The organism is Photobacterium sp. GB-56 (assembly GCF_003026105.1).
Classification (GTDB): domain Bacteria; phylum Pseudomonadota; class Gammaproteobacteria; order Enterobacterales; family Vibrionaceae; genus Photobacterium.
Map to the genome: position 1 here is coordinate 95527 of NZ_PYNW01000003.1, position 24230 is coordinate 119756.

The following is a 24230-nucleotide window of genomic DNA, read 5'->3' on the forward strand; positions in this document are numbered from 1 at the left end:
AATACCTGAATGAAGAAGTTATTATTTCTATCAGTTCTTTCTTCTTTTCTCCTAATTCAAAGCGGTTGTGTTAAGGAAGAAGAGATATTCGTCGACTATGGTGATTTATCTCAATTAGATTCAGATTTATATAGTGTTTACTACGAATGGCCCAGTGTGATTAATTTTGATTTTGATGATTTTCAATTAGATTATGGTGATAAGTTAAAGTTAGATAAAGTGGCGCAAACATTGCTTAGTAATATTGAGTTGAAAGTTGCGTTAATTGGATCAGCTGATCCTGAAGGCAGTAAAAATTACAACAATAAATTATCACAAAATAGAGCCTTATCGGTGGCGAGATATCTAATTGATAGTGGCGTTATGAGAACTCGAATAGTAGTAACTTCATCAGGGGTTAGTAACAAATACCTGAAAACGAATGATAGAGATGCCAATTTTGTTAATCGGCGTGTTCAAATTCTTTTACTTGGCACTGATTCTAATCCAGTTGAAATGATGTATGAAGTAAAACAATCTGACTAATTTTTACAGAGGACGTCATATGCATTATATAAGGTACTTCTTTGGTCTAATTGTAATATTTTATCTTTTTGTGAGTCCTCTTAGTTATGCATTGACCGAGTCTGGTACGATTATTAAAAACCAAGTAGGTGCGACCTATAAAGACAGCAATAACATTACTCGTTCAACAGCTTCTAATATAGTTGAAACATTCGTTCAGCCCGTTGTTTCTGTAACGGTTAGCGCTGATCAGACTAAGTTTGTTGCCCCCTCTGGTACAGTAAGATTTAATCACATTATTACCAATACGGGTAATGATGAAGATTCTTTTACATTATCCACGTCTCTTTCTAGCACAGCAATGACGAGCATTGCTATTTATCCTGATGAAAATAATGATGGTATAGAAGATGAGTCCTTAGGAATAATATCTTCTATTGGTCCTTTGGCGCCGGGTGAAAGCTATCATGTTGTTCTTTTGGGTGCTATTTCACCGAGTGCATCAAATGGAGATACGGGTACCGTTTCTTTTACTGCAACAAGTCAGTCATTTGCTAATAACGCGACAACGGTGCTTTCTGGTGGTGCGAGTTCTGCGATTAATATAGATACAGTGACAGTAACAAATTTACCGATCATAGAAATGACTAAATCTATGAATCAAAATGAGGGGGCTTCTCCAAGTGGTCCATATGTGGTGACATTGTCTTATAGTAATGTCGGTTTAACCGATATGTCATTGACTCAGACAAACGGCATTATGCTAAGTGATGAGCTTCCAGTTGGAATGAGATTCAATGGGAACGTAACTTGGAGCCTGAGCAGCGGCATAATTGGTGATATATCTAGTGGCAGTGTCAGCGAAGGGGATAGTGATTTATCATTCACATCATGTATAGCAGGTGCTCCATCTTGTCTTTCGCAAGATAAAGTTTCGTTTACTCTAGATGGCTTATCTTCAAATCAAAGGGCGACGATAAGTTTTGAGGTAATGATAGATTCTGGCTTAGTTGCCTCTAGATTAACGAACCAAGTAACGTTTGGCTACGATGAAGACAATGACGGTATTGTGGGAGCAAGCGAGCAACATAAATATAAAACCAATACCGTCCCATTTACTATCACACCACTTCATGCAGTTGTTGCGAATACAGGGGGATGTGGTGCCAATGATACGGCTTGTAATGCAACCGATAATATTAACTATGAACTAATGACTGTTGCCAATGCAGCGCAAGGTTCTAGAGTGTCATTTACAAGCTATATCTGGAACTTAGGTAATGATGAAGATACATTTAATCTTGAACTCTTACCTTCATCCACGTTCCCTGCGGGTACAAGTTTTATGATCTATGCCGGTAACGGTGTAGTACCTTTACTCGATAACGACGGTGACAGTAAAGTCGATACTGGTGTTATTCCTGCCGCTGGCTCAACCTGTCCTTCTTATTTGATTACAGCGGCTGGTAGCCAATGTGGTGCTAAAGTTATCGTTACAGCGACATTACCACCGGGGTCATTTGGTGGTGGGCCCTATTTTGTAGCACTACAAGCAACTTCTTCGAGTGATACTTCTCAGTCGGATACAGTGGGTAACCAATTAACAACGATTGCTCAAAGCACTGTCGACATTACAATAAATTATCCTTCTGAAACATCATCAACGACACAGAATAACTGTGATAATGTGAATGACGGCTGTGGGTATGGAGCCGGTGTCGAGGGGGCTGCTGTCGTTACGAATACAGCTAACCCGTCTACATCCACAACGTTTACGATATTTATTACCAATACCTCGACTGTTGCAGATACATATGTATTAGATTTTAGTAATGTTATTCCTTTCTCTTCAAAGGTATTAACAAGTGGTTTTACCGTTGTGTATACAGACACGAATGGCACACCAATAACAAATATTCCTCTTCTCTTACCTGATGAAAGCATTGAAATCAGAGCGCTAGTTTCTATTGACCAAACGGTAGGTATCTCAACTGAAAACCTCTATTTTAAGGTGAGTTCCCCTTCTACTGGTGCTGAAGATACCGTTTTCACTGCGGTTTCCGTTGAGTTAATTAATATTGTTGGTCCAGGAGGTGGAGGAGACCAATGTTTAGTCATCGGTACACCAAATCAATCTGGCGTTACCCAACCAGGGCGAGCAACCATCTATAAACATATTATTGATAACAATACAGCAGAATCATACACAGGCGTTTCATTCTCTCTATTGGATTCAGAGCCCGGTTTTACATCAATGATATATTTAGATAGCAATGGTAACGGTGAGTTCGATGGTAATGATACTAAGATTGATTCCACAGTGGACTTTGCCCCTTTAACGGAAGTCACTATTTTCTTAAAAGTCACAGTTGATTCAAATGTCCCATTAAACACAGTCAATAACTCGTCGATTTCGGCAACAGTAAGCTGTGGGGATATTTTAATGGTTGACTCCACAACTGTTGCCAACATAAGTATGCGAATTATCAAAGAGCAGGCTAAGGATGCCGGCTGCGATGGTATAGTTGATGCAGGAAGTGCTTATTCATTAAATTCGTTCTCTGTTGCGCCCGGTGAGTGCATACTTTACCGCTTAACTGCTGAGAATATTGCAATAGAAGATGCACACGAAGTTGTATTAACTGACGCGACGCCAGCTTTTACAACGTTTAAAGTGGTTGGGGGAATTCCTAATATAGACAAAGGTTCAATCAATATTATTAGTGATGGAAGCACTGGCGCGATAATTGGTAATGTAGGAACCGTCGCGCCCGGAGAAAGAGCGGTAATGGAGTTTGCTATAAGAGTTGATGATTAAAAACTAACGTAATATTAAGCGAATAAAAAAATCCATATTTTCTAAATATGGATTTTTTATTTCATCTTATGTCTTTGATAATTTTTAACTATGTGTGTACTTAGTTAATACTATTGATTACTTCAATCGCTTTTTTATTACCATTTCGGGCGGCTTTATTTAGCCAATATTGGGCTTTTTCAATGGATTCACTTGTACCATCGCCATTTGCATACATACTTGCCAAGTTATACATAGCAGTATTATTTCCTAAATTGGCTGATTTAATATACCAAAATAAAGCTTTTTTATAATTTTGTTGAATGATAGTGCCTTGGTCGTAGATACGAGCCAAATAAAAACTAGCATCTGGATTGCCTTTATTATCCTCTTTCTCAAGTGCTTTAACTAAATCATATTCATTGTTTTTAATTAGAAAAGGATTATCGATACTTAGGGTGATTGATTTAAAGTGAGCATTAGGTATATTTTGTTTTGCTGCTATTTGATAGTGTTTATGACTTTTAGCGATGTCTTTCTTCTTGTTATAAAGTCCACTTTGATAAATTTCGCCTAATGTAAAATGTGAATAGCCATGTCCTTTTTTGGCTGATCTTTCAATTAAATCAATGGCTCTTTCAATTTCAGAACGAGTATTAATCAAAGATATTGCAAGAAGGTAGTCACTGTATTCATTCCTTTCGAAGTCATCAACTGAGAAGATTTCAATGCAACGTTTAAAGTTATTTTTAATAAAATACAAGTAACCTAATGTGTACGTTGATGGAGCATGCCCTTTAGCATTTGTTTGTAGAAGTAGCTCTTCTGCATAATTTAAGTCAACATCTCCTCCTCTGCCATCAATTAACATTAATGCCAAAGAGTATTGAGAGAAAGTATGATTATCATTTGAAATGGAGATTTTATAGTAAAAACGCGCCTTTTCTTCAGATAACTCAACCCATTCTCCAAATTCATACAGGTGACCTAAATAGTATGCGGCATCAGAATCGCTATTGGCGAGCTCTTTTAACTTATTGATAGCCTCTTGTTTATCATGACTGCTATAAATAGGATGTTCAATGATGGAAATAAACTCTTTAATTGTAAATTTTTTATTATTATCAAATGACAAATTATTTATTGTTTCTTTTTCAAAAGGCAAATCTTTATTATCATTTTGAGAGTTTTTTTCGTTATTTGCAATTTCATTGTTTTTTAAATCATTATCAGAGCTGCAACTCATTAATAATAAAATAATGACGATACACTTCCTCATTATTGATTTCTCCTTTCCCTGTACTATTTTTAATTTTAGAACATAAGTGAAGGGATGTATTATGCGTTATCTATTTATTTTATTATTAAGCAGTCTATTAACAGCGTGTGCGTCAAGTAATATTACGTCATCTTGGGTGGACTCGTCATATACAAAGTTTCCAATAAAAAGCACGATGGTTGTTGCTATGTCTGACAACTTACGTGTAAGACGGATCTTTGAAGATGATATGGTCAAACAATTACAAGCTCATGGGGTGGATGCGATCCCGAGTTCGCAAATTTTTCCTAATGAATTACCGTCTAAAGGTGATATTGCGGCTTATGTGAAAAAACATAATACCCAAACCGTTTTTGTCGCAAAATTGATAAATATTGAAGATAAAGAAGTGAGATATCCGGGTAATACCGGTTATGGCTATAACCGAGGTATTAGTTTTAACAGCTACTACAATACGTCTTATAGTTATATTTACGATGATAGTTACTCTGTTTCTTACGAATTTGTAAACGTTGAGTTCACCTTATTTGATACGCAAAGTCATATCCCGATTTGGTCAACATCATCAGAATCTGTTGATCCAAGTAACATGAATAATATCATTGATGAATTAACGGATATATTAATCACGAATATGAAAGACAATAACGTGATCAGATAGAAATTTAAAAATATAACGAAGCCCTGCAATCAGCAGGGCTTTTTATTGCTTGTTAATAGAAAATAATAAAGAGTATGAATAAATATCATACAGATAAAAGCAAAAACACTTCATTAAAAAACAAGCCTAATATTTGTTTGTTATACAAATTGATACTAGTCAATTACTAATATCCGAAAGTTTATTACTATCACCTTAAGAATTTGATGATAAACGTTTATAAAGTAATAGCTGTGTATTCATGTCTCAACATACGCAACAATTAATATCTTATCTCAATACAAATATTATTCACTTCAATTAGGTCGTAGTAATGGTCTCACAGCCTCATAATGTAGAAAAATATCAAGCCGTTATCGGTTTGGCAGGTCATGTTGATCACGGTAAAACCGCTTTAATTGAAGCACTCACAGGTATCGTCACTGCGCGTCCACATGAACAACAATTAGGTATGACACAAGATTTGGGTTTTGCCTATTTTAAAGATGATAACAATAATACCATTGGGGTTGTGGATGTCCCGGGACATGAACGTTATCTACGTAATATGGTATCAGGTGTATGGCACCTTAACGTGCTATTGCTGGTTATAGCGGCAGATGAAGGGTGGATGCCGATGACCACCTCACACTTACAAGTTGCACATGCGATGGGAATAGAAGATATCGTCGTGTGTATTAACAAGCGCGATAAAGTCACGGCAGAGCAACTCAGTGCGGTAGAAGATCAAGCGCTAGACAATGTGATGGAGATGACGGGCTTATTACCTGAAATTATCAGTGTATCAGCCTTAAAAAATGACAACATTCCGGCGTTACGTGATCGACTGATTGAGGCGGTTAAAGCTAATATTGATCGTAAAGCATCGACGGATATTGCAGATGATCAGGTCGTAGCCCCAATAATGTATATCGATCGTTCATTTGTCGTAAATGGCATGGGCACCGTACTTACAGGTACATTGGCACAGGGAACATTGAGTATTGGCGATAAGGTTCGCTGCTTTCCTAGTAACATCATGGGAACGGTTCGTTCTCTGCAAGCTTATCATCAACAACATCAGCAATTATCTGCCACCTGCCGTGTCGCTGTGAATGTTAAAGGGATCAGCCGTAAAGAAGTAGGGCGAGGGCACTTATTAACATCTGAGACAATAACCCCACCATTACATAGTCAGTGCATCGTTCGTATCAATAAGACGTCAGACAAACTCAAGCAACGTAAACAACGCCATGTTGAAGTTGCCATGGGGACTTGGCATGGCTCAGCATTGTTAAGTTATATTCCGAATACTCAATTAGCACGACTAACCTTTGAAAAGCCCATCCCAATGATTTTTGGACAACGATTAGCAATGATCCAAAAAGGTGGCTGTGGGCTACAACACGGTGCTGAAATTGTGTGGTCAACACCTGTTATGGGTTATCAAAAACGCCGTTTATACCAAGCATTAGATAATTTACCGGTACTTTTAAAGCCTGAATCACAACGTGAGATGTTACTCGCTCTACAAGGTTACTTTGAAACGACCGAAGCAGGTTTTGAATCGGCACAAGGCCAAACTTATTTAACGCCTTATTGTTTTGAAGATAGCTGGTTAGCTGACAATGTTATGCAAATTCAGACGTTACTGTCTGATGGGATCTCAATGTCATCTGCCGAAATAGCAACACGTCTACGTATTAATGAAGCAGTGATTGATATCTTAATGCAGCAATTAAAGCTGCAAGAAAAAGTACATGTTAGTTATGGTAAATGGTGCTTAGGGCAAGGTGATAACGAAGATGAATTACCTCCTGTGGCACAAGAGATTCTGCAACAAATACGCGAGCTAGGTAAAGCAGGACTAGAACTGAATAAAGTAACGGTTGCTGGTGGTAAAAAGTGGCTTAGACAGCTCAGCCATCAAAAATATATTACCGCTTTGGATGACACCATTTACTTCGATATGGGTTTATATCTTGATTTAGTTAAAGCCGTGATAGCTGAACATCAACCCCAAGATCGCATATCGATGGGAGATATTAAAGATCGGACAGAATTAAGCCGAAAATACTCAATCCCATTAGCAAATAGAATGGAAAAAGATGGCTGGGTGCGTCGTGATGGTGATGAGCGTATTATCCTAAAAGCGTGGGATCAGTAATAAATCTAACGATGATTAAAGTGAGTGTTGAAGTTACCCGTAACAATCAATGTTAGTCGCTATTTTAACTTACTTGATATTACGGGTTATTAAACTCGTATTAGCTAGCTATAACTATTAACATAATGCGTATTATTGTTAATTGATTAAAGAAGTTGTGATTATGTCTTTACCGCCGTGCCCAAACTGCCAATCTGAATATGTGTATCAAGATCAAGCGAACCTAGTGTGTCCTGAATGTGCCTATGAATGGAACCCTGCTGAAGTTGCAGAGGAAGAAACCATAGTAGTGAAAGATGTTAACGGCACATTATTGCAAGAGGGCGATAAGGTCACGCTAATTAAAGATCTGAAAGTCAAAGGCAGTTCACTGGTGCTAAAAATTGGAACGAAAGCGGTTATTAAACGTATTGCTGAAGGTAAAGACCACCAACTAGACTGTAAACTTGATGGTGCTGGTGACATGATGGTTACTGCAAAATTCGTTAAAAAAGCGTAATACATCATTACGCAATTTTATTAACAAAGTTTGATTGATCCCGTCACGTTTGACTGAGCCAATAACCACTAAAATCTCTGTGGCATCGAGTGATAAATCACACACAACATTAACCGCAGCGACTGTCTGTAAACGGACCGATTCAAATGGGTTGCGAAATAACGGGCATGTTTCACGCCCCTCAATCACTTTCCAATTAGTAAGATCGTTGGTATCAACATGCAGTGTGTCTTTTTCGGTTTCGCGCATTTGCCATAATTTGACAAAAATCGTTGTACCTTGATGGCTAAAGTACAAGTGTTTCGTGATTGGTTGCATCAAGAAGTGAAAGGATGATTTTTATAGGAAATAACAGCCAATAAAGGGTTTTAAACGTACTAGCACTGTGTTTATTAAATAAGAACAAGTGATGCACAAAAAATCCAATTTACCCGCTAAGGTGTGTGCGGTTTGTCAACGGCCGTTTACTTGGCGCAAGAAGTGGCAACAATGTTGGGATGAAGTGAAGTATTGCTCTGAACGTTGTAGGCGCACACGCCAACACATGGGCTCATCAAGAAAGAAAGTAGGCTGATACATAACGAAAAATGCGTCAGCCATTGTCGTTTAGCGGTGTTATTTAGGCTTTAAAAATCTTCAGCAACTTCAAACACCACGCGCTCGTTAGTTATCGGATGGTTGAATGCCAAGTATTGAGCATGTAGGCATAAACGATCGCCTTTTTGCCCGTATAAATCATCACCGACAATAGGCATGTTCATCCCTTTAACATGGGCGGAATGGACACGAAGCTGGTGTGTACGACCTGTTTTTGGGTAGTAATAGACCTTGGTTCTGCCGTTTTTACGCTCAAGCACGTTCCATGTGGTTTGTGCAGGCTTGCCGTATTGGTAACACACGATTTGACGAGGGCGATCGTCTAAATCCACCCGGATTGGAAAATCAATCAGTCCGCTATCACTGTCACTGTTACCTTCTAATAGGGCAACGTAACGTTTTTCGACTGTGCGCTCAATAAACTGTTTTTGCAGTGCTTTGTGAGCATCTTTGGTTAAAGCAATCACCATTAAACCAGAGGTCGACATATCTAAACGATGGACAATCAACGGGCTATCGCTATCTGGGAACATGGCTTGCATTCGGCTATATACTGAATCGGTAATGGTTTTACCGGGTACAGATAAGAACTCTGCAGGTTTATTAACAATCACCATCGCATCGTCTTGATAAACAATACTTAGCTCTTTGCCTTCGGCTGGGTTTTGCTCTAGTGGGTTCTCGTCTATCTCAATACCAGACAACATATGGGCTAAAATAGACTCACATTTGTTTTTTGAGGCTTCATAAAAATAAGTATGTTTTAGCATTTGTGGCACGGGGGACTTACCCCACCAGAAATTTGCCATTGTTAACGGTTTTAATTGGTGGTTAAACGCATACTGCAGCAGTTTGACGATAGCGCAATCGCCCGCACCTTGTAATGGCTCATCAAACAACTGATTGAGATCTTTATATTCCCCAAATTGGTTCACAAAGCGGTATTGGCTATGAATACTTTGTTCTAACTGTGCTGCTAATTTAGCTTGCTTAGCTTTCAGTTCAGCAAGCGCAGTGGTATCAGCTTCAAGCTGTTCACTCAGTGATTGCAGCGTTTTTTGCCACTGTTGGCGCAAGGCTTTTTGCTGATGTTTATCGTAAGCACTTTCACGGGCTAGGCGATGAAATACTTCAGTTTTAACGTTTTCATCCTCACTTTGCTCGGCAGCTTTGCGTTGTAATTTACGCTGTTTTCGCTGTTCAATCATCTGTAAACGAAAGGCTTCAGATTCTTGTTCAGCTTGCGTTTTCGCTTGAGTATATTGCTGTTGCAGCGCAATGAACTGAGGCGAAGACGCAATAGATTCAATGTCAGATTCTAGTGCTATAAGCGCGTGTTTAATCGCTTGGATCTCAGGATCGGTATTAAGCGCATCAAACACAGGCGGCACAAATTGGGGTAACTGTGTTTGCCCTGCGATAGTGCCTGAAAATGCCGATAGATAGCCGATGTCACCTTGCTCGTTTTGTACCACCAACACACCGAACATGTTACCAATAGCGTGATTATCACTGTCTTCATTTAAGCCATCTAAACCAAAATCGTGTTGCCATTCGGTTTGTGTTTCTAGGTGTTGTTGCAACTCTTTTGCAGCTAACACACTCAGTGGATGTGGCTTATAACAAAAAGGATAAGTAAAACGTTCAGGTAAGGCGATAGCCTCAATCGATGAGCGAAATGGAGTAAAAAGGGAATCGTACATGGCTTAATCTATCGCAAAATGGGGCGAGGATTTTACCACTCTCTGGGGGAGAGTACGAGTGATAGGATTTTATAGATTTAATAGGCATACTTTTCGTTCGTATCCTCAATTTAGCTAAATCTGTTAAAGACCGTGAATCAAAAAACAGTAGAAGAGAGCCGCATCTAAATAGTTAAATCTATTTGTGGGGCTTTGATTTGTAAGAGTTAAATGAGAACTCATAAGAAAACTTGTTCAATGTTTACATTGGAGTTTTGTGTTAGAGTTAAGCCATATAATCATGCAATTAATATTTTAATGGCGAAAATTACAAGAATTAAATAAACAAAAAAACCGAAAGCTATTTCCATAACTAACAGGGCTAGTGGGTGTCTCTAGTCAATTCACATATTAGCCTCTGTAATACTACGAGGCAACTATATGGTGAAAAAATTCACAAGCGTAACTCTATGCGCAATTGTATGTTTAACAATACTTATATTTTGTTTTATGTTTCGTTCGACACTTTGTGGAGTAGAACTGAAGAATGGTGATACCATATTTAAAGCAAATATGGCATGTGCGGTTCAAAATTTACCTAGTAATAATATATAACTACTTTAATTTAATAATTCTATATAAGTTCACTATTTTTAATTCTTATATTTTTCTTTATATTTGATAAAAATTACCATCAATAGTTGAGTTAATATTTAAATTGAAAAATATGCGGCACTATAATGTGCCGCGAAAAATAAATTATTCAATTATTCAATCGTTCCAGCTAATTCTATAACTTTTTTCATATCGTCCCAAATCCAATATTTAGTGTTATTTATATATCCATATCCATATTGAATATTATCCATTATTTCCATAATAAAGCTTCTGTATTCAGATGTTTGAGCTGTTTCAATTTCACTAGAATATATACTTCTTTCAGGTAACGTATAGACTGTTGTAGGTTGTTGATAACGATTATTTTCAACTCTTTTTGTATAAGTGATCGAACGCATTGATTTATCAATAAGCTCTAAAAGTGAAAAGTTTTCTGATATTTCAACGTCGAAGCCTAATAATTTAGCTGGGGGAGAGAGGTTTTTTGTTCGTTGGTTATATATTTCTGGTGTTTTTTCGTATTCAATTAGTCCAACAAGTAGTGAAACAAAATTTATATATTGTTTGTTGTTTGTTCTATCATATGTATTTATTGCGGAGCGTAGGCATGATTGGAACTTATTAACTAATTGATCAATATCTCTTATATGCAAGTCATATCCAGTAGCTAATAAACCAATAATTTTATTAATAGTATCTTTAATTGAGTTATTATATATTTTAGGGAAAAGATTTAATCTATTATATTCATCATAATTGATGCTTAGGGCATTTAAGTACTGCTCTATATTTGGCGATGGTAGTGACGCTTTTCTATCAAAAAACTTTTTCAAATACTGTTTAGAGTCAAAGTTATACCCGTAAACAGCATTGATTGAATGAGATAATTGATCTGTATCAGTTGCAATTAAAAACACGAAATTTTCAGTTTTGAAAAAATGTTTAATAACTTCAAGCATCTCAATTGCATATGTTGGGCGACATCGATCTAGTTCATCAACTAATACTACGACTGGAATTTCAGCACCGTAATTAGATTTTAAGACTTTAGCTAGTTGAGATAAACATTCTCTAATTTTTTGAATTGCTTCTATTTGTTGAGAATATTCGGATGTTAATTGTTTCATAAAGTCTGTAGGGCTTTCATCAAAATATTTCATCATTGCATTTGAACCAACAGTAGAATCATCTAAATATTTTTTTGATGCATAACCAGCAACTCCGACAGCGGTTGCTTTTATAGCTTTGCTTAGAAATTGTTTAAGACGTTTGGTATTCTCTTGACTTCCTATCCCGTTATTAAATGATTCAAGCTGTGTTAATAACTCACTAGTTATTACAGTTAGTGGTTCTTTTGAAAAATCACTTTCCCAAGCATCAATGTAGATCACAGGGTGCTTTTCTTCTAATAAATGAGTATAAAACCGCTTTAGAAATTCAGTTTTACCTGCCCCCCAAGATCCGTTTAAATTAAGTACAAAGCCATTAGTTTCACCAACTAGATAATTGCTCAAGAACACACCGTATTCTTTACGGTTTAATTTACAGTTATCAAAGTTATGTGTGTCTTTCCAATGTTCGTATTTTGCTTTATCTAGACTACTCATGACTACTACCTATTTTAAAATATATTGTAATTATTTTTTACTGCGCGATGGCTCAAACCATAGCGCTACTTTTTCGGTATTCGCTGTATTGTACTTCTAGTAATTTTCCTGTGTCTACATTTCTATGCATTTAATTCTCTGATAATTGTTATTTATAAGTGTTTCATTATGACACTACTAAAAATAGATATATCTACAAGTGAATAACTTCATATTTTAACGATGATTTATTGGTTGGAGATCGAAACGTAATATTTATACTCCCTCGTAATCAATTTTATTTTAGATGTAAAGACACAAGACATAGTGCCGAAATAAATAAGCATTATTTGTGATTAGTTTGGTGATGCAATAAGAAAGGGAAGATAGGCAGCAAGATGCAGCCTATTTGGAAATTATTGCATCAATTATAACTGAGATTGAAACTGATTCTTCTTAATAGGAGGTAGTGCTTTCAGTAAATCTATAATCACAATCTGCAACACTAGCCCCTTTATTTATTTCAATAGTTACATGTAATTTAATGCGTGACTTTCGCTGTTATATAGGTAGTGCCCTATTTCTTATTCCCATACGTAATAAAAGAGTTATGGGAATGTTTCTTTTGATATAAGTCGCAACAACCTAGTAATACTAGGTTCTTATTTTTTATTACTTCTTCATGGTTTTTTACTGAACGTTAACATTGCAATTTTCTGACAGGGTATTATCAATGGCAGAATGTTGCGAGTATTTATGACTTCATGGCTTAAGGTACGAGTAATTGCAGTTAGCCACAGAGTTATCAGGCATAGTATTTATTATTAAGATGTATTTATGAATGATAGAAGATTAGCGTTAAAAAAATTATCAGCATTAGTTGCGATGTCTCTGTTATCAGGCAATAGCATTGCTCGTAGTTTAGGCGGCAATAACGAGTTAAGTAGTGATAAAGGTTACACTATTAACTATCCCGACTTTTCAGGTTCAGATGTGATTGAAATCTTCAAAAATTCACTGGGCTTTGCTTTGAATTTTATTCCTGAAGTTGGCGGTGTTGTGTCATTTCTCGTGCGTTTATTGTGGCCGTCACCGAAACAAGATGTTTGGGGGCAAATAAAAGACAAAGTAGAAGAATTAATTGATGAAAAATTAGATGAAGAGGTTTTTTCAAGATTAAGTACAGTAGTAGCAGGTATGAATCTCTCTCTAAAAAATTATTTAAAATTTGTCAAAGGCGCTTCTCCTGAGGAGATAACGTCTCTTATTATTGCGATAAATGATGACTTCATAAGAGAGGGCCCAGAGTTTCAACAAAAAGGCTATGAATATGTTTTGTTTCCATTATATGGTGTTTTCGCTTCGTTACATATGACTTTTTTAAGGGATGTTTTACTGCATCACAAAGACATTTTATCTCAAAATACGTATTACTTGTTAAAATCAGAAATGAAAAATTATAAAAAGCAATATTCTGATTACTTTAAACTGATGGTTAAAAACCAAAGAGATAAATTGGAAAAAAACAGTCCTCCTGTAGGTCAACATCGTACTGATACTTACAATTATTTTTTTGCGTCCAACGCCATCGCTGTAAAATATTGCGATGACTTTATACAAATGTTTGAGCAAATGGATATTGATGTTAATCCAAGATCATTTGTATTGGACTCAAGTAAATTTAATGACATTTACTCTCCAGCTTACGGCACTGCGGATGATTGGGATCAAGAGTGTAATGAGGTTGCCCGTGGTGGAAGAGGGGTGATAGGAGGAGTATATAGACAGCCAACGCTATCTTTCACTTCACTGTATCTTGATTACTTCGATGGGCGCCCAGTAAACTTAAACGTTTATTATCCTGATGGTAAGGGGCCTATTAATAATGATGGTCAGAGAGTAAATAAAACAGATGTTATTGCTTATCCAGCATCAGGGGTTGAAACAAAAAATGTCACGATAGAGAGTATTGAAGATGAAGAATTTCCAATATCCTATGCGATTATAAAGTCTCAGAGTCTCCCTTCACATTTAACGCTGTATGATATTCATGATAAAGATTATGAGTTATGGGATAGTTATGAGGCTCAATTCCAACAGGAACATAAAGTCGCATTTTGTCCTCGTCGACTTTCTACGATGACAGCTTGGACTCATAGTGCCTATTTTCATCAGGCTATAGGTTGTTTGATTTTGGGCTTTACTTGGGTACCACCTAAAAATAAGAATGAAGAGTTCCTCCAGCAACATTACATATCATCCATTGAAGAGCCAGATCTTGACGTGTTAAGTGAAATTCATCAATTAGATGCTTACTCGTGTATAACATCAGAACATGAAGCTGCTCGTGATGAGTTTTGGGCTTATGCAACAGATGATGATAGAGGTGATAGGCGCGGTGGCTCTATTGATGCATTGCCGATAGTTGGGCTGGCAGGAGCGGCGCTTTTAAAAGAAACGCTAAAGAAATAAGGTAGTGTTTTAATTATGTTTTGGAGTGGCTTCTCCACTAAATGATTATTCAAAAGGTATTGTATTTGGAGAGTCATATTAATGACTCTCTAGATATTACAATGAAAAGAATACAAATACTGCTATCTATAAATGTATAAAGTAAAAAGGAACCTGGCAGTATTTACGCTGTAAGATCCTCTAATCTTGCGTCTTAATTTGTTGTTCTTGTTTTTCTTTATTCTTCAGTTTTCTGTCTTGGTCGAAGTGCCACTTGATCGCAAAATATCCAGCAACCATTAACGCAATAACTTTAATCGCCATAGCGACATAAGGGAAAAAGTCTGTCCAGTGATTCATCGTAAATCTCCATTCCAACCGATATCAGATCAATAACAAAGAATGTGTTATCAATGAAATTCAATAAAATCTGTCATCGTTAAATTAATATCAAAAAATCGCATGCAAAATATCAAAATATATCCAATTACACATAGGATATGGTGCACAGATATAAAAATGGGTTGTATTTAATTGATATAAAAAGCCCCTCTAGTCACATATTTGGAATGAGGGGCAATGGTTATGATGAACCTAGACACTTGCATATAAATTTATAGTTACGCTAATGCTTTTTATCAAGTGCATTTATCAAGTTGCACCTTCAATCTACTTTTATGTCTTACTTTTGATTAACTCGACAGGCACTGTCCCATAATGATAAATGAGCAGCCGATTGCTATCGTCCAAGCGATGGAACGCAAAACACCGAGATTTATTAGATACAGTATGTGGTAGACAACTCTAAAGCTAATGTGGAGAAGTGCCAATAACTGAATTTTTTCATTTGTGGTGCCTGTTGCGATTGCTAACAAAACGGCCATGGAAAAAATAATCAGTGATTCAAAGGCATTTTGATGTGCTGCTAATGCTCGCGCACCAAAACCATGCAATTTTGCTTGTTGGTCTCGGGGATGGTTATTATCGTAGCCTCCCACTTTATGCATTGCGACGGCGAGAGGTATTTTGGCTATGTAAGGAAGTAATGCTGCGGCAATTAAACTATAAATTAAAATATCCAATGAATCGTCCCTGATTTTATCAACTCGCTATTTGATTTTATATTAATAGGTATACTTGTTCTTTACCGTGATCATCAGTCAATTAGGTATATGAAGGCAGAATCTATTGCTAAATGAAGACTTTTCTTGAGGGCGTTGAAATAAGTTTTTAGCTGTTTTTCAATCACAAATACTGTTCATCCCTGACGATTTATTGATAGGGTATATATTGAATTAGGATTTAAGAAAGCGAAGGAGTTAACGATGGCACAACAAAAAGCGATACTTGCTGGCGGCTGTTTCTGGGGGATGCAAGATCTTATTCGTCGTCAAACTGGGGTGATAACAACCCGCGTTGGCTATACGGGCGGTGATGTGGCAAATGCAACTTATCCCAATCATGGTACTCATGCTGAAGCGATTGAAATAACTTTTGATGATGACCAAACCAGTTTTGAAAATATTTTGGCGTACTTCTTTCAAATTCATGATCCAACAACGACCAATCGCCAAGGTAATGATATCGGTACTTCTTATCGCTCTGCGATTTTCTATACTTCAGAGGCGCAAAAAAACACGGCCCAAGATTTGATTAAGCGTATCAATGCTTCTGGCATTTGGCCGGGAACGGTAGTAACAGAAGTCGTGCCAGCAAGTGATTTTTGGCAAGCAGAGCCAGAACACCAAGATTATTTACTTCACCGACCTAATGGCTATACCTGTCATTTTCCGCGTCCTGATTGGGTATTACCTGAAGAATAAAGGTGAAGCGAAGTCATTTTTTGAGTATTAATATTACTTTTTTAGGATGAGACTTTTTTTATTTTTAGGCTTACATTCAGTGTCAGATATTTAAGAGAATTACTGAGGTGTATCATGAGCTTAAAAATCAAATGTGAACATATGGAACTAACTGATTCAATCAAAGCAGTAGTATCTGATTATATTGAAAAGATGATGGTTATCGATCCTGAATTTAAACATCTTCATGTGGATATCATCAAAGAAGATACAGGCTATGCTGTTGATTTGAAAATGGATACTGAAGTATTCCATAAAGTGAGTGCTAAAGCGCATAACGTAAATTTAGAAGAATGTATTAAAGAAGCATTTTTCCATTTTGAAAAAGTGGTTGAGAAGAAAGCAGCGCATCAATAATTTCATGCGATTGCATTTCTTGTCATCAAAATTAAAGGCTCGTAATGAGCCTTTTTTATTGTCTGCCTATTACGGTTATTGCTCTTAAATGTATGCAATACCCAATCACATAATGATAAATTTAATTCTATGTTTATTGTCAAAGCCCTTATACTGTTTGAATAGTAAAGGTTAAATCATCTATCGCGTTAAATATTCAGCTTCAAGTCATTGTTTAGCGAATAAGATAAGATTGTTATCTCTTTTATAACGTATATTTTGGGGAGTTATATGATGAAATCACTATTATTGGTTGCGCTATCTATTCTCGCTTTTCAAGCACATGCACAAGATAGGTATGTGTGTAAAAGTGATCATTCTGAGCGTGTCATCGAAGTTGTTTATGCTAATCCAAATAGCAAAGTACCGTGTGAAGTTCGCTATACTAAGCCGGAAGGCACTGCTGTATTATGGGATGCGAAACATGAGGTCGGTTACTGTGAAGAAAAAGCGAAATCTTTTGCTGAAAAATTAACCAGCTTAGGGATGTCATGCTCTGGCGTCGATGTCGCATCAAGCGCTCCTGTTGTAACGGAACAGCCTACAGAGGCACAAACCCAACAAGATTCAGCTACACCTTTAGCAGCACCTTTAATCGATACTCCAACATCTTCAACGCCAGAATCTACCAATGCAGCGCCAGTTGTAGAATCACAAACGCATGCTGACTCACCAACAGCAACGCAAATTCAGCAAGATGCGGCAGCACCCTTAGTTGATACTCCAACCTCTTCAACACCCGCATCTGCAACAGAAGCAGCACCATCTCAAGCGGAATAGGTCCGTTATTCATGGTTGATATAAATTGAGTGGGTACTAACTTTCTCGCTCATTTTATTTCAATGTGATAATGGATAACATGGTTAAACTATTTTAGAAATAAATAACACTGTTTGAGATTTATGAGTTTTGAAGAAAAACCTTACCTACGAGAAATCGCTTTAAAGCGCGAAAAAATTGATAATTACGATCAATTTCCGTTTTGTATTCCAGCCCTCAAAGCGTTAGATGTCATTGAATTTCATCCTGATGTTACTTTTTTTGTCGGTGAAAATGGTTCAGGAAAATCTACGCTAATTGAAGCGATTGCAGTCGCGATGGGGCTTAATGCGGAAGGGGGGAACAAGAATACCGGTTTTGCTACCGCGCAAACGCATTCTGAGTTAGATCGCTACATTAAAACCGTGAAAAGTTTTAAACGCCCGAAAGACTTCTATTTTTTAAGGGCTGAGAGTTTTTATAATGTTGCCACTTATTTAGATCAGCTTATGCCGCCACCGTTGCAAGGTTATGGTGGGCAATCACTACACCATCAATCTCATGGTGAATCTTTCATGGCAACGATCTCTAATAAGTTACGCGGTAATGGTTTATACATTATGGATGAGCCCGAAGCTGCTCTCTCACCTGCTAGACAAATGGCTGCGCTTTCAGAAATGCATCGCTTAGTTGAAGCAGGTTCGCAATTTATTATTGCTACTCACTCACCGATTTTATTGGCCTACCCAAGAGCTAAAATCTATCAGTTCAGTGATAGTGGCATCGATGAAACAACGTATGAGGATACCGAGCATTATGAGATCACTCGAAACTTCCTGAATCACCATCAGCAGATGATGAAAATCTTAATGGAAGAAGAGTAATTGAGCTTAATATTGCTTGATGAATCGCTTAAGTTTACCTATTCAAGTTTACTTTGAATAAAGTTAATAAAACAGCGAGTCTTGGCGGGTAGTAACCGTGTTTCGGTTATGGCGTATATCGGCACAGGAGAACTTTGCCAGTCCGGTAATATGCGTTGTAATGTTCCTTGCGCTAACTCAGCTGTGATCATTTCTTGTGGAAGTAATCCCAATCCCATATTGAGCACTATTAATTGCTTGATCATGCCAATACTATTTACAAATAGCTTACTGTTTACCTTAATATCTGCCGATTTATCTTTGCTATGTAATGCCCAATGGGCTGACTTTACGATACTAAAACACTGATGTTGAGCAAGTTCGTCTGGTGATTGTGGTTCGCCATATTGTGCCAAATAAGCGGGAGAACCATAAACATAGTGATGGAAGTTAGCGAGTTTACGAGCAATTAAGCTTGAGCTTTCACTTTCACCTGCTCGAATTGCTACGTCGAAATATTCCGATGTCATATCCACACGCCGTGAAGATAAATCAAATTCCAATTCAATATCGGGATATTGTTTTGAAAATTCGGGTAGTAATGGCGCAATGAAGTGGGTCGCAAAATCAATAGGGGCAGACACGCGAACCGTACCACTAGGATTTTCTGCTATATCACTCAATTGTTGATGGGCGAGTTTGGCTTCTTCAACAATACGACGACAACGCTCGTAATACAGTTGACCGGCCTCTGTGAGTTCAATTTTTCGTGTTGTACGGTGGAGCAAACGCAGCCCAATGGCTTTTTCTAATGCACTGATGCGTCTTGAAAGGGTGGAATTAGGCACTCCAGTAATCTCTGCGGCTTGGCGAAAGCTCATTACGTTGGCGACTTCTACAAATAACGCCATATCATCGAGTGATTTCATAATTATCCCATTTTTGAATCAATCATTTCCATTTTATAGTATTTAATCCAAATATAGAATTATATAACATGGCTTCAACGTCAGAGATTAACGAGAAAATGATTATGCAAACTCAAAAGAAGAAAGTACTTGTTGTTGGTGCCACAGGTTTCCTAGGTCGTAAAATTTTACGTAGTTTAATGCAGCATTCAAACGTCGATATTAAAGCGATGTCACGCCGTGGTGCACCAAAAGGTGAATTTTCAGAGCTAGAGTGGGTACAGGCTGACATGATGGATCCTGCTTCTTTAGATGCTGCATTACAAGGTGTGGATGTTGTGATTAGCTCTGCTAACGGTTATATGAAAGAGAGCCTTGATGCCGATTTCCAAGGCAATAAAAATCTCGCAGAAGCAGCAGCACGAGCAAACATTGAACGCTTTGTTTTCTTGAGTATTGTTAATAGCGATGAAGCGCAAAGCGTGCCACATTTTCATGCTAAAAAAGTTGCAGAAGATGTGATTAAGCAAGTCGGCATTCCTTATGTATTTGTGCGTGCACCAGCGTTTTTAGATCAAACGTCTGATTACATTGCGGATGGCTTTAAAGCGGGTCGTTTTTACGCAATTGGCGATACAACGACCAAGTGGTCGTACATTTTGACTGATGATTTAGCTGATTATCTTGCTAAAGCTGCCGCATTTGAAGGTGATGAAATCAATAATAAATCGATTGATGTAGGTTGGAGTGATGGTGCTAAAAGCCAAGCGGAATTGGTGCAATTAATTAGTGAAGTGACTGGTAAGAAGTTATCAACATGGACTGTGCCATGGTTTGTTTTCCAATTACTTGTTCGCCCAATCAAACTATTCAGTGAGCTTGGCTATGATATGCTTGAAATGTTCTTGTTCTTCAAAAAAGGGCGTTTTGTTGCTGATATTAGCGATCAAGAACGTTTCTTTGGCCCTGCGCCATTAGCAAAAGAGGTGATCACTCGTTGGGCTAAGAATAATAAGTTCATTGATTAACATACAACGTTTTCAATAGAAGCTGACTTAATGCCAGCTTTTTTATTATTGGTTTTATTCACTGTCATCAAAGGCATAAATCCAACCAATAATGAAATTCAATTTTGCAAATAAAGATTAAAGAAAAATAGGAATGATTTCTATTTTAATACGGCAATTTTTTCTGAGGAGTAGGATAACCACTCTCCGTTTTATCATTTTTTGATTATTTTTATTATTAGTCAATTTCGTGAAAATTAAGCTGTTGATAGTAGTTATATTATCCATTTTCAACGATGTTTATTTTTTCATAACTGCTCATACTAAGTAAATTTTTCTCTTATTTTGTTTGCTTGTTTAAATTTAAATGTTAATAGAAAGAGAATTTATTTAAATGTTAATGGTTTTATGTGCTTTATGCATAGACTAAATGCAGATGTATCATTTTACTGAGAATTACCGCTGTAGTAATTTCATTCAATATTAGTTAATTGCCTTAGTTCTTATTTTAAAAGCTACTTAAATTTAACTGCTTATTTAGTGATTTTTAATATAAGTATTAATTATTATTGGAATATGAATCAGTGAATAAATTAACAGATGAAATTCAATTAGGCTTATCACAAGCCAAATTCAAAAACCGCATTGTTATGGCACCAATGACCATTCAATCTGCATTTTTTGATGGTGGTGTTACACAAGAAATGATCGACTATTATGCCGCTCGCTCTGGCGATGCTGGCGCAGTCATTGTTGAAAGTGCGTTTGTTGAAAATTACGGTAGAGCATTTCCCGGTGCATTAGGTATCAATACCGACAGTAAGATTGCTGGGCTTAAGAAGTTAGCATCGGCAATTAAAGAGAAAGGCTCAAAGGCTATTCTTCAGATCTACCATGCCGGCCGTATGGCAAATGGCGAATACAATGGTGGCCATCAACCTATATCGGCGAGTCCTGTCGCTGCGCTTCGCGATAATGCAGAAACACCACTTGAAATGACGAAAGAGCAGATTGGCTTCATGATTGATGCTTTTGCTAATGCTGTTCATCGTGCAATTGTTGCGGGCTTTGATGGTGTTGAGATCCATGGCGCTAATACATACATCCTTCAACAGTTTTTCTCTCCACACTCAAACCGTCGAAATGATAAGTGGGGCGGTGATATTGAAAAACGTACGACATTCCCTCTTGCTGTTTTAAATGAAGCGAAAAGAGTTGTCGCTGATCACCAACGCGATGATTTCATTATTGGTTACCGTTTCTCTCCTGAAGAAATTGAAGAGCCTGGTATTCGTTTTGAAGATACCATGTACTTGCTTGATAAGTTGGCTGCGAGTGGTCTTGATTATTTCCACTTTTCGATGGGTAACTATACTCGAAATTCGATTGTAAACCCTGAAGATAAAGAACTACTTATTCGTAAATACCATGCGCTTAAATCTGACAATGTTGCCAAAATCCCTGTAATAGGTGTTGGTGGTATCGCTCAGCGTTCAGATGCTGATCAAGCGTTAGCACAAGGTTACGACATGGTGAGTGTGGGTAAAGGTTTCCTTGTTGAGCCAACATGGGCGACTAAAGCGATCAATGGTGAAGAATGTGCCGAGTTCGCTGATATTGAGCAACAACATCAACTGAAGATCCCAACACCACTTTGGGAAATCATGGATTACATGATTGTTGATAGTAAAGCTGAGGCATTAAAGCACCAGCGTATTAAAGAATTACAAAACGTTGAGATCACCTTTGAGCCTGGTGAGTACACCGCTTATGGCTACGGTCATAATGGCAAATTACCTGTAACGGTGACGTTCTCTGAAGACAAGATCCTCGATATTATCGTTGATTCATCAAAAGAGTCAGACGGTATTGCTAACCCTGCGTTTGAACGTATTCCACAACAAATTATGGAAGGCCAAACGCTAAATATTGATGTGATTTCTGGTGCGACAGTGAGTAGCCAAGCGGTTATTGACGGTGTATCTGATGCTGTTGATTTAGCGGGTGGTAACTCGGAAGCGCTTCGTTGTAAAGCACGTGAAGCGGTTGAATGGTCTACGGAAGTTATCGAAAAAACTGTCGATGTTGTTGTTGTCGGTGGCGGTGGTGCAGGTTTAAGTGCAGCGCTTACTGCTTTAGATAATGGTAAGTCTGTTATCTTGCTAGAAAAATTCCCTGCTGTTGGTGGTAACACTGTACGTACAGGCGGTTGGGTGAATGCAGCAGAGCCTAAGTGGGTAAAAGATTTCCCTGCGATTGCTGGTGAAGTGGATTATCTTAAAGCAATTGCCGATACACCTGAATCAGACATTGCAGAAGAATATCTTGCAGATTTCCGTAAACTGAAAGATCAACTAGCTAACTATTTCCTTGATACTGAAAGTGGCAAAAATTACCTGTTTGATTCCGTTGAACTGCACCTAATTCAGACATACCTAGGTGGTAAACGTACTAACCTTGATGGCGAACCAATTCATGGTCAATACGATTTAGTACAGACGTTAACAAGTCGTGCAATGGAATCGATTGATTGGTTAACGGAAAAAGGCATCGACTTTAACCGTGGCATGGTGGATATCGCTGTTGGTGCGCTATGGCGTCGAGCGCACAAACCTAATCGCCCTAAAGGTGTTGAGTTTGTCGAAAAACTGCAAAAGCAAGTAATTGCCCAAGGTGGTCATATCATTACGGATGCGCGAGCTGAGGAATTGATTGTTGATGATGGAAAAGTGGTCGGTATTAAAGCAACGCATTCAGACGGTACAAAATATGTGCTAACCACTCATTGTGGTGTTGTACTGGCGTCTGGTGGTTTTGGTGCTAACACCAAAATGCTGCAAAAATACAACAACTACTGGAACGAGATTGCCGACGATATTAAAACAACCAACTCACCTGCGCTTATTGGTGATGGTATTGAAATCGGTGAAAAAGTCGGTGCTGATTTAGTGGGCATGGAATATGTTCAGTTAATGCCGATTGGTGATCCTAAATCTGGTGCGTTATTAACGGGTCTTATTGTTCCACCTGAAAACTTTGTCTTTGTTAACAACCAAGGCAAGCGCTTTGTCGATGAATGTGAAAGTCGAGACGTGCTTTCTCGTTCTTTCTTCGACAATGGTGGTGTGATTTATATGATTGCTGATGAAGCTATCCGTCAAACAGCAGCGAACACCACAGATGAAACCATTGAGCGTGAGATCGAAGAAGGTATTATTATCAAAGCAGATTCCATTGAAGAATTAGCGCAAAAAATTAATGTACCGACCGAAGCGTTAACAGAAACGATTCGCCGTTATAACAGCTACGTTGATGAAGGGCGTGATCCTGAATTCCACAAAGGCGCACTTGGCTTAAAAGTGGAAAAAGCACCGTTCTATGCAACGCCACGTAAGCCTTCAGTTCACCATACAATGGGTGGCTTGAAGATCAATACTCAAGCGTGTGTATTGGATAAAACGGGGACACCAATCTCTGGGCTATATGCAGCCGGTGAGGTGACTGGTGGTATTCATGCTGGTAACCGTTTAGGTGGTAATGCGTTGATTGATATCTTCACTTATGGTCGTATAGCGGGTGATAGCGTATCTAACCGCGTTTAATTAGATATATACC

The 24230-nt window shown here is 37.7% G+C and carries 21 protein-coding genes; 14 read left to right on the forward strand and 7 right to left on the reverse strand.

Going from position 1 to position 24230, the window contains the following annotated elements; genetic code table 11:
• Positions 1-9: 9 nt before the first annotated feature.
• Complete coding sequence (locus tag C9J42_RS05005; protein WP_107206755.1) at positions 10-525, forward strand: OmpA family protein; 516 nt, start codon at positions 10-12, stop codon at positions 523-525.
• Between the two features lie 19 nt (positions 526-544).
• Positions 545-3322, forward strand: coding sequence for a hypothetical protein (locus C9J42_RS05010; protein ID WP_107301728.1), 2778 nt, complete (start codon positions 545-547; stop codon positions 3320-3322).
• 100 nt (positions 3323-3422) lie between these two features.
• Here C9J42_RS05010 and C9J42_RS05015 read toward each other — a convergent pair whose 3' ends face one another.
• Positions 3423-4580 (reverse strand): tetratricopeptide repeat protein, encoded by a 1158-nt coding sequence (locus C9J42_RS05015; RefSeq protein WP_107301729.1) that lies wholly within the window; start codon positions 4578-4580, stop codon positions 3423-3425.
• Positions 4581-4767: 187 nt separating this feature from the next.
• Between C9J42_RS05015 and C9J42_RS05020 the strand changes: the two genes are divergently transcribed.
• From C9J42_RS05020 to C9J42_RS05030, 3 genes are all read left to right on the forward strand, one after another.
• Complete coding sequence (locus C9J42_RS05020) at positions 4768-5241, forward strand: hypothetical protein (protein WP_233218485.1); 474 nt, start codon at positions 4768-4770, stop codon at positions 5239-5241.
• 313 nt (positions 5242-5554) lie between these two features.
• The gene (gene selB / locus C9J42_RS05025; protein ID WP_107301730.1) at positions 5555-7387 is read left to right on the forward strand and encodes a selenocysteine-specific translation elongation factor; all 1833 of its coding nucleotides are present in this window, start codon (positions 5555-5557) and stop codon (positions 7385-7387) included.
• A 163-nt stretch (positions 7388-7550) separates the two neighbouring features.
• Positions 7551-7886, forward strand: coding sequence for a zinc ribbon domain-containing protein YjdM (locus tag C9J42_RS05030; RefSeq protein WP_107206750.1), 336 nt, complete (start codon positions 7551-7553; stop codon positions 7884-7886).
• Here the strand turns inward: C9J42_RS05030 and C9J42_RS05035 are convergent.
• Positions 7821-8204, reverse strand: coding sequence for a hypothetical protein (locus tag C9J42_RS05035; RefSeq protein ID WP_233217715.1), 384 nt, complete (start codon positions 8202-8204; stop codon positions 7821-7823). The genes C9J42_RS05030 and C9J42_RS05035 overlap by 66 nt on opposite strands.
• A 91-nt stretch (positions 8205-8295) precedes the next feature.
• Here C9J42_RS05035 and C9J42_RS05040 point away from each other — a divergent pair, with 91 nt between their 5' ends.
• Complete coding sequence (locus tag C9J42_RS05040; RefSeq protein WP_107292557.1) at positions 8296-8460, forward strand: DUF2256 domain-containing protein; 165 nt, start codon at positions 8296-8298, stop codon at positions 8458-8460.
• A 52-nt stretch (positions 8461-8512) separates the two neighbouring features.
• Here C9J42_RS05040 and C9J42_RS05045 read toward each other — a convergent pair whose 3' ends face one another.
• A complete protein-coding gene (locus C9J42_RS05045) occupies positions 8513-10186 on the reverse strand; it encodes an RluA family pseudouridine synthase (protein WP_107301731.1) in 1674 nt (557 codons plus the stop codon).
• Between the two features lie 420 nt (positions 10187-10606).
• On the opposite strand from C9J42_RS05045, the gene C9J42_RS21830 reads away from it, so the two are divergent.
• The gene (locus tag C9J42_RS21830; protein WP_107301732.1) at positions 10607-10780 is read left to right on the forward strand and encodes a Hok/Gef family protein; all 174 of its coding nucleotides are present in this window, start codon (positions 10607-10609) and stop codon (positions 10778-10780) included.
• Between the two features lie 152 nt (positions 10781-10932).
• Here C9J42_RS21830 and C9J42_RS05055 read toward each other — a convergent pair whose 3' ends face one another.
• Positions 10933-12390: a P-loop NTPase fold protein gene (locus C9J42_RS05055; protein WP_107301733.1), complete on the reverse strand. Its 1458-nt coding sequence runs from the start codon at positions 12388-12390 to the stop codon at positions 10933-10935.
• An 816-nt stretch (positions 12391-13206) separates the two neighbouring features.
• Here C9J42_RS05055 and C9J42_RS05060 point away from each other — a divergent pair.
• Positions 13207-14841, forward strand: coding sequence for an insecticidal delta-endotoxin Cry8Ea1 family protein (locus tag C9J42_RS05060; protein ID WP_233220725.1), 1635 nt, complete (start codon positions 13207-13209; stop codon positions 14839-14841).
• Positions 14842-15021: 180 nt separating this feature from the next.
• On the opposite strand, the gene C9J42_RS21595 is transcribed toward C9J42_RS05060, so the two are convergent.
• Together C9J42_RS21595 and C9J42_RS05065 are read right to left on the reverse strand one after the other, a co-directional pair.
• Positions 15022-15180: a hypothetical protein gene (locus tag C9J42_RS21595; protein WP_005366214.1), complete on the reverse strand. Its 159-nt coding sequence runs from the start codon at positions 15178-15180 to the stop codon at positions 15022-15024.
• A gap of 332 nt (positions 15181-15512) precedes the next feature.
• Positions 15513-15902, reverse strand: a complete 390-nt coding sequence (locus tag C9J42_RS05065; protein WP_107246255.1) for an MAPEG family protein — start codon at positions 15900-15902, stop codon at positions 15513-15515.
• Between the two features lie 243 nt (positions 15903-16145).
• Between C9J42_RS05065 and msrA the strand changes: the two genes are divergently transcribed.
• The 4 genes from msrA (at position 16146) to C9J42_RS05085 (ending at position 18721) form a co-directional block, all read left to right on the forward strand.
• The gene (gene msrA / locus C9J42_RS05070; RefSeq protein ID WP_005366207.1) at positions 16146-16643 is read left to right on the forward strand and encodes a peptide-methionine (S)-S-oxide reductase MsrA; all 498 of its coding nucleotides are present in this window, start codon (positions 16146-16148) and stop codon (positions 16641-16643) included.
• A gap of 114 nt (positions 16644-16757) precedes the next feature.
• Positions 16758-17039, forward strand: coding sequence for an HPF/RaiA family ribosome-associated protein (locus tag C9J42_RS05075; protein WP_107246254.1), 282 nt, complete (start codon positions 16758-16760; stop codon positions 17037-17039).
• A 270-nt stretch (positions 17040-17309) separates the two neighbouring features.
• The gene (locus C9J42_RS05080) at positions 17310-17858 is read left to right on the forward strand and encodes a hypothetical protein (RefSeq protein WP_233217708.1); all 549 of its coding nucleotides are present in this window, start codon (positions 17310-17312) and stop codon (positions 17856-17858) included.
• Positions 17859-17980: 122 nt separating this feature from the next.
• On the forward strand, positions 17981-18721 hold the full coding sequence (locus C9J42_RS05085) for an AAA family ATPase (RefSeq protein WP_107206742.1): 741 nt from the start codon (positions 17981-17983) through the stop codon (positions 18719-18721).
• 38 nt (positions 18722-18759) lie between these two features.
• On the opposite strand, the gene C9J42_RS05090 is transcribed toward C9J42_RS05085, so the two are convergent.
• Entirely contained in the window at positions 18760-19629 is an 870-nt protein-coding gene (locus C9J42_RS05090; RefSeq protein ID WP_107261221.1) for a LysR family transcriptional regulator, read from the reverse strand.
• Between the two features lie 104 nt (positions 19630-19733).
• Here C9J42_RS05090 and C9J42_RS05095 point away from each other — a divergent pair, with 104 nt between their 5' ends.
• Together C9J42_RS05095 and C9J42_RS05100 are read left to right on the forward strand one after the other, a co-directional pair.
• Positions 19734-20636, forward strand: a complete 903-nt coding sequence (locus tag C9J42_RS05095; protein ID WP_233217686.1) for an SDR family oxidoreductase — start codon at positions 19734-19736, stop codon at positions 20634-20636.
• Between the two features lie 563 nt (positions 20637-21199).
• The gene (locus tag C9J42_RS05100; RefSeq protein WP_107301734.1) at positions 21200-24217 is read left to right on the forward strand and encodes a flavocytochrome c; all 3018 of its coding nucleotides are present in this window, start codon (positions 21200-21202) and stop codon (positions 24215-24217) included.
• Positions 24218-24230: the final 13 nt, after the last annotated feature.

Bases quoted from the DNA above. Each gene is read 5' to 3' on its own strand.
- C9J42_RS05005 (WP_107206755.1), top strand. From the start codon at position 10: ATGAAGAAGTTATTATTTCTATCAGTTCTTTCTTCTTTTCTCCTAATT.
- C9J42_RS05010 (WP_107301728.1), top strand. From the start codon at position 545: ATGCATTATATAAGGTACTTCTTTGGTCTAATTGTAATATTTTATCTT.
- C9J42_RS05015 (WP_107301729.1), bottom strand. From the start codon at position 4,580: ATGAGGAAGTGTATCGTCATTATTTTATTATTAATGAGTTGCAGCTCT.
- C9J42_RS05020 (WP_233218485.1), top strand. From the start codon at position 4,768: ATGTCTGACAACTTACGTGTAAGACGGATCTTTGAAGATGATATGGTC.
- selB (WP_107301730.1), top strand. From the start codon at position 5,555: ATGGTCTCACAGCCTCATAATGTAGAAAAATATCAAGCCGTTATCGGT.
- C9J42_RS05030 (WP_107206750.1), top strand. From the start codon at position 7,551: ATGTCTTTACCGCCGTGCCCAAACTGCCAATCTGAATATGTGTATCAA.
- C9J42_RS05035 (WP_233217715.1), bottom strand. From the start codon at position 8,204: ATGCAACCAATCACGAAACACTTGTACTTTAGCCATCAAGGTACAACG.
- C9J42_RS05040 (WP_107292557.1), top strand. From the start codon at position 8,296: ATGCACAAAAAATCCAATTTACCCGCTAAGGTGTGTGCGGTTTGTCAA.
- C9J42_RS05045 (WP_107301731.1), bottom strand. From the start codon at position 10,186: ATGTACGATTCCCTTTTTACTCCATTTCGCTCATCGATTGAGGCTATC.
- C9J42_RS21830 (WP_107301732.1), top strand. From the start codon at position 10,607: ATGGTGAAAAAATTCACAAGCGTAACTCTATGCGCAATTGTATGTTTA.
- C9J42_RS05055 (WP_107301733.1), bottom strand. From the start codon at position 12,390: ATGAGTAGTCTAGATAAAGCAAAATACGAACATTGGAAAGACACACAT.
- C9J42_RS05060 (WP_233220725.1), top strand. From the start codon at position 13,207: ATGAATGATAGAAGATTAGCGTTAAAAAAATTATCAGCATTAGTTGCG.
- C9J42_RS21595 (WP_005366214.1), bottom strand. From the start codon at position 15,180: ATGAATCACTGGACAGACTTTTTCCCTTATGTCGCTATGGCGATTAAA.
- msrA (WP_005366207.1), top strand. From the start codon at position 16,146: ATGGCACAACAAAAAGCGATACTTGCTGGCGGCTGTTTCTGGGGGATG.
- C9J42_RS05075 (WP_107246254.1), top strand. From the start codon at position 16,758: ATGAGCTTAAAAATCAAATGTGAACATATGGAACTAACTGATTCAATC.
- C9J42_RS05080 (WP_233217708.1), top strand. From the start codon at position 17,310: ATGATGAAATCACTATTATTGGTTGCGCTATCTATTCTCGCTTTTCAA.
- C9J42_RS05085 (WP_107206742.1), top strand. From the start codon at position 17,981: ATGAGTTTTGAAGAAAAACCTTACCTACGAGAAATCGCTTTAAAGCGC.
- C9J42_RS05090 (WP_107261221.1), bottom strand. From the start codon at position 19,629: ATGAAATCACTCGATGATATGGCGTTATTTGTAGAAGTCGCCAACGTA.
- C9J42_RS05095 (WP_233217686.1), top strand. From the start codon at position 19,734: ATGCAAACTCAAAAGAAGAAAGTACTTGTTGTTGGTGCCACAGGTTTC.